Genomic DNA, 6,000 nt, shown 5'->3' on the forward strand with positions numbered 1-6,000 from the left:
TTAAACATGATAAGAAAAACTTTACCAGTTCTGATTGGCACTCTACTGTCATCGACATTCGCTTTCGCTGACGTTTCCCTTGATATTAAAGGGTTGGATGGCGCGCTTGCAGATAATGTGGATGCTTATCTGAGTGCGATTCCTGAAGAAGAGTATTCGGTCTCATTAAGATTTCAATCTCGCTTGGAGTCGATGATCAACGAAGCGTTGAATGCATTAGGCTACTACCAACCTAATATCACATTTACTCATTCTGAAGATGATACCGAATTGACTGTTACGGTTGAGCCGGGAGAGCCGGTTGTTATTTATGCTTCAGATATTGTTCTGACTGGTGAAGCCAAAGATGATCCTGATTTTTTGGCCTTAATAGCTAAGAGCAAGTTGTCTAAAGGTTCGATTTTGAATCATGGTAATTATGACTCTTTAAAATCATCGATCCGCAATCTTGGATTAGCGAAAGGTTACTTCGATGGGGCGTATGATCTTAGCAAACTAGAAGTCGCTCCTGAATTAAACCGCGCTTATGTCCGCCTTCATTATAACAGTGGTATTCGTTATCACTTTGGCTCTACTCAGGTTACTGGTAGCCAAATAGAAGAAGAGAAGGTGCAGTCACTTAAACCATTTGAAGATGGCGAACCTTACTCGATAACCAAAGTTGGTGAATACAACCAAAACCTTTCCAATACGGATTGGTTCTCTTCAGTCTTTGTTGAGCCTGATTTAAGTCAATTGGGTGAAGGTCGAGAAATTCCGATGAAGGTAAGCCTTGCTCCGCAAGCGCGGAACCAAATTGAAACGGGTATCGGTGTATCAACAGACTTGGGTGTAAAAGGTACCCTTAAATGGAAGAAACCTTGGGTTAATGAGAAAGGTCATAGTTTTAATAGTAGTTTATCGATCTCCAAGCCTGAGCAGACGATTACGGCGGCTTATAAAATCCCATTGGATGACGTGCTTAATGACTACTATCAAATTAAGTATGGAATGAAGAATCTGGATAACCGTGATACCAAGAGTTTGGAGTCAAACTTAGCCTTAGAAAGGTACTGGCGTCTAGATAATGGTTGGCAACGCACGGTATTCATTCGATACCTAGTCGAAAACTATAAACAAGGTTTACAAGACGATTTGGCGCAGTTTGTGTTGCCAGGTGTCTCTTTCTCACGCACTCGAACCCGAGGCGGTTCAATGCCGATGTGGGGCGATAAACAAACCATCATGGTTGAAGCGGCTGATGATACCTTGTTATCTGAAACCCAAGTCGTACGTTTTCAAGGGCAAACCGCATGGATTCGAAGCATTGGTAATAACCACCGAGGTTTAACCCGCCTTCAATTCGGCGGAAACTTTGCGGACGAATTTGATAAGTTATCTCCTTCTTTAAGATTTTTTGCGGGTGGTGATAATAGCATCCGTGGTTATGGCTATGAGTCTATCTCTCCTCGAGATGAAAGTGGCGCACTAACGGGGGCGAAATTCATTGCAACCAGTTCGTTTGAATACCAATATCGCTTAGTTGGGAATTGGTGGGGAGCGGCTTTCTACGATATTGGTGATGCATTCAATGACACGCCAGAGTGGAAACATGGTACTGGTGTCGGGATTCGTTGGGCGTCCCCCGTCGGTCCTGTGAGTTTAGATTTTGCTTGGGGTCTAGATGCGAAAAAAGGTGATGAGTTCCAACTGCACTTTAGTTTAGGGCCAGAATTATGATCAAAGTGGTGGGTAAGTGTATCAAGTGGGCGTCGATTTCATTGACGTCGATTTTGCTATTGTTAATCGCCCTACTAGGTTTTGTTTTGTTCACCAATTCGGGGTTGAATACTGTGTTGTGGGGCGCCGAAAAAGCATTGCCACAACTGAAAGTGGAAAGTACTAAAGGCGCTCTTTTCCCAAGCTTTACGCTTAACAATGTTCAGTTTAAAGATGATAGCCTACATATCGATACCAAGGTTGAAAATTTGGCATTGGCTATCAATCCGCGCTGTCTGCTCGACCCTCAAGTGTGTGTTGACCGCTTAGCGATTCAAGGGCTGGATTTCGCATTTACTGAATTGCCACTAGCTTCTACAGAAGAGGCAGAACCTACTCCGCCCGTAACATCGGTAAAAACACCACTACCAATCGTCATTAATCGAATCGCTTTATCTGATATCAAACTGAATATCTTAGGTCATGAAATTGAATGGGGTTTGTTCTCTACTGCCCTGAGTATGCAGGGGGAAAAGCTGACAGTATCGCCAACTTTATTCAATGATCTTAAGGTTAAACTTGCAGAGTCTACTGAAGATCCACAATCAGAAATAGTCGAGCCAGATACTGCAACTAAGACAGCTATCGAGTTGCCTGAAGTTTGGATTCCTTTGCAGGTTGTACTTGAGCGTTTTGATCTCAACCGTTTCACTCTAGAACAAGAAGCGCCAATTGTTGTGAATCACCTCGGGTTAGAAGCTCGCGCGGGTAAACACACGGTTGACGTTTCCAGTCTCGAACTCGATATGCCACAAGCAAGCGCGAACCTAACGACGAAGGTTGAGCTCAAGGGCGGCTATCCGCTAGAGCTTTCTTTGGGTGCGTTGGTGAAAGAAACCGATCTTGCTGGTCAGAAACTGTCTCTGAAAGCACAAGGCAGCGTGGCTAAGTTAAGCCTAGAGTCTCAGTTCTCCGAATTGATTGAGGCAAAGTTGTCTGGGGATATTCAACCCTTAGAACCGACTCTGCCATTTGACCTTCTTTTAGAGGGAGGTAAAGCGCAATGGCCTTTGACAGGTAAAAGTGACTACCAAGCTGCAATTGAGAAATTCAAAGCCGATGGTTCATTAGATGGTTTTAATGTGCAGCTTAAAGCTGAAGCCGATGGTAAGGAGATACCTGCCTTAACAATAGATCTACAAGGTAAAGGCACCACGGAACAGATTGAACTTGAACGCTTGAAACTGAATACCTTGGGTGGCGAACTAAATGGTGTAGTTAAAGCTAACTGGAAGAAGCTCGTTAATTGGCAAGCCGATGTGACGCTCAAAGACATACAACCGGGTCTGCAGTGGCCAGAAGCCGAGGGTAACATTAGCGGAAGCATCGTAACTTCGGGTGAACTGACACAAGCGGGTGGTTGGGCGATTGAACTACCTAAGCTCGATATCGAGGGGATCCTACGAGAATACCCTCTGGATATCAAAGGGCAGTTGTCAGCGTCAGATCGCAGCGCGAGCGGTGAACCTAAACTGAAAACCAGTGGTTTGAGCTTGGCTCACGGTGTTAATTCGATTAAGGCTCAAGGGCAACTGGATAAGCAATGGGGTATGGGCGTTGCGATTAATTTTCCACAGTTAGATAAGAGTGTTCCAGAGCTGACGGGTAAAGTGATGGGTAATATCCAGCTTAGTGGCCCAACGAAAGAGCCAAAGGTCGATCTCGCACTTAATGTTGATAAGGTCGATTGGAATAACGAAGCAACACTAGAATCCTTATCGCTTAATGGCTCAGTGGTTCCTCTGCCATTGCCTGAAGCTCAAGCCGATCTTGTATTGAAAGCTAAGAACTTAACCTATCAAGAACAAAATGTGGAAAGCATTGATTTAACCGTGAATGGCGGTGAGAAGCAGCATACCGTAACACTTGATGTGATATCCGATATAGTGTCGACCAGTTTGGCTATCTCTGGAGAATTGATTCAGAAGCCTTCTCTTATTTGGGATGGGTCGTTAGACAGAGTCAGAATTACCACTCAACAGGGGCCTTGGGTATTAGACCAACCCGTTGCGATTAAGGCGGATGTCGATAAGCAGTATGCCGACGTTCAAGCGCACTGTTGGAAGCAATCGGGTTCGAGCGTGTGTCTGGATGAGGATATCCGCGCTGGAAAGTCAGGTGAGGCCAAACTGGGCGTTAACCAATTCGACTTTGAGCAGATCCAAGCCCTCATGCCTAAAGAAACGCAATTACAGGGCTTAGTCAATGCGACCGCTTATGCCAAATGGTCGGAACAAGGTGAACCTGAGGTGACGGTAAGCGTCGATATGCCGAAAGGTCAGGCTGTTCAACAAGTTGGTGAGCCAATCACACTCGGTTGGGAAAGCGTTGCATTGAATGCCCAACTAAAAGACAACCAACTGAACGCCGACTTTAAGTTGGATGTGTCTGATAATGGTGACCTGTCTGGCACGGTGTCGTTACCAGACATTCTCGCAGAAGACAAAATGGTCGATGCGGCAATTAAGCTGACAACTTTCCATTTGGACTTCTTACAGCCAATCCTCGGCGAATACAGCCTGTTGAAGGCCGATCTTGAGAGTGACCTACAGGTAAAAGGCTCTTTGATGCATCCTCAAGTCTTTGGTCAATTCTCTGTTGATGGTATTCAAGTCAAAGGCGATGTCACACCAGTCGATATTAAAGATGGTCGTATTGACCTCGATTTTGACGGCTACAGCGCGAAGTTAGATGCCAATGTTGAAACACCCGATGGTCACCTTGATATCGAAGGCTCCGGGGACTGGCAGGATCTTAAAGCATGGCACTCTAACGTTAGAGTGTTTGCTGATGAGTTGATGGTTGATATTCCACCTATGGTTAAGGTGAAGGTCGTGCCTGATATGACCATTGATGTCACGCCAGAGCTTGCAAAAATTACGGGTGATATCGCATTACCGTGGGGACGTATCGTTGTCGAAGACTTACCACCGTCAGCGGTCGGCGTCTCTTCTGATCAAGTTATCTTGAATAAAGATCTTGAGCCAGAGAGCGAAGACACGATTCCATTCAATGTGATGACCAATATTAATATCTCCATTGGCGATGACTTTAAACTGTCTGCTTTTGGTCTTGAAGGTGATTTGGTCGGCAAGCTCAACGTGGCTCAAAAAGACCAAGGTCCTTTTATCACAGGTGAGGTAAATATCGTCGATGGTACTTACCAATCCTTTGGACAAGATCTCTTGATCAAAGAAGGTAAGATTCTAATGAATGGGCCTCCGGATCAGCCATATGTAGCGATCAATGCGATACGTAACCCTGATAATACTCAGGATGATGTGACTGCTGGTATTCGAGTGACAGGCCCGGCGACAGAGCCGACCATCGAAATTTATTCTGATCCTGCGATGCCGCAAGCCAACGCGTTGTCTTATATTTTGCGTGGTCAAGATATTGATGGTGAGTCGAATGGTTCAATGACAACGACCTTAATTGGCTTAAGCTTGGCGAAGAGCGGCAAGGTTGTCGGCGAAATTGGTGAGGCTTTTGGCGTACAGGACTTGCAATTGGATACTGCAGGCTCTGGAGATGACTCCCAGGTTACGGTCAGCGGCTACATTCTCCCTGGTTTACAGGTGAAGTATGGCGTAGGTATCTTTAACTCGTTAGGTGAGTTTACTGTTCGTTATCGATTGATGCAGGATCTCTATGTTGAAGCCGTATCGGGGCTAGACAGTGCCGTGGATCTTCTCTATCAATTTGAATTCGAGTAACACTTGAGTCGTGAATGATTAGCGGATTACGAATGCTGAGGAGGGGTTATGCAGCAACTTGTTTTTGTTTATGGAACCTTGAGGCAAGGTCAGTCCAACCACCACTATTTGCAGCAGTGTGAGTGCTTAGGCAGATTTGACACCCCTGAGGAATACGCTCTTTTTGATTTAGGTGCCTATCCAGCGATGATTTCTGGAAAGAAAAATGTCGTTGGCGAGGTCTATACCATTAACGACGAAGTTTTGGCTTCGCTCGATCGGCTAGAAGATGTTCCTGTTGAGTATCGTCGCGAACAAATAGAAACTATATTTGGATTAGCATGGGTATATTTGTATCAGCTTGATCTAACGGCTAATAAAGAAATACTTTCGGGTGACTGGTGTAAGCGGGACAATCCGTAATAGTTATCTATCCGTAACATCTATGTATTCTGAGTTGTCGAACAAAAAGCCAGCATGTAAATGCTGGCTTTTTTAAGGTTCATCGCGGATTAGCGGGAACTTAAAACAAAAACGGTAGTAAGTG

The 6,000-nt window shown here is 45.0% G+C and carries 3 protein-coding genes; all 3 read left to right on the forward strand.

Annotated features, from left to right (window positions below):
• The first annotated feature begins 6 nt into the window (after positions 1-6).
• The 3 genes from ACED42_RS18625 to ACED42_RS18635 are packed head-to-tail and all read left to right on the forward strand — an operon-like array spanning position 7 to position 5,876.
• Positions 7-1,719 carry an autotransporter assembly complex family protein gene (locus ACED42_RS18625; protein WP_009847757.1) on the forward strand — a complete coding sequence of 571 codons (1,713 nt, stop codon included), beginning with the start codon at positions 7-9 and terminating at the stop codon, positions 1,717-1,719.
• On the forward strand, positions 1,716-5,474 hold the full coding sequence (locus ACED42_RS18630) for a translocation/assembly module TamB domain-containing protein (protein WP_371703706.1): 3,759 nt from the start codon (positions 1,716-1,718) through the stop codon (positions 5,472-5,474). Before ACED42_RS18625 ends, ACED42_RS18630 begins: the two co-directional genes overlap by 4 nt.
• A 48-nt stretch (positions 5,475-5,522) precedes the next feature.
• Entirely contained in the window at positions 5,523-5,876 is a 354-nt protein-coding gene (locus tag ACED42_RS18635) for a gamma-glutamylcyclotransferase (RefSeq protein WP_009847755.1), read from the forward strand.
• The last annotated feature ends 124 nt before the right edge of the window (positions 5,877-6,000 follow it).

Source organism: Vibrio sp. FF145 (genome assembly GCF_041439075.1).
Taxonomy (GTDB): Bacteria; Pseudomonadota; Gammaproteobacteria; order Enterobacterales; family Vibrionaceae; genus Vibrio; species Vibrio tasmaniensis_A.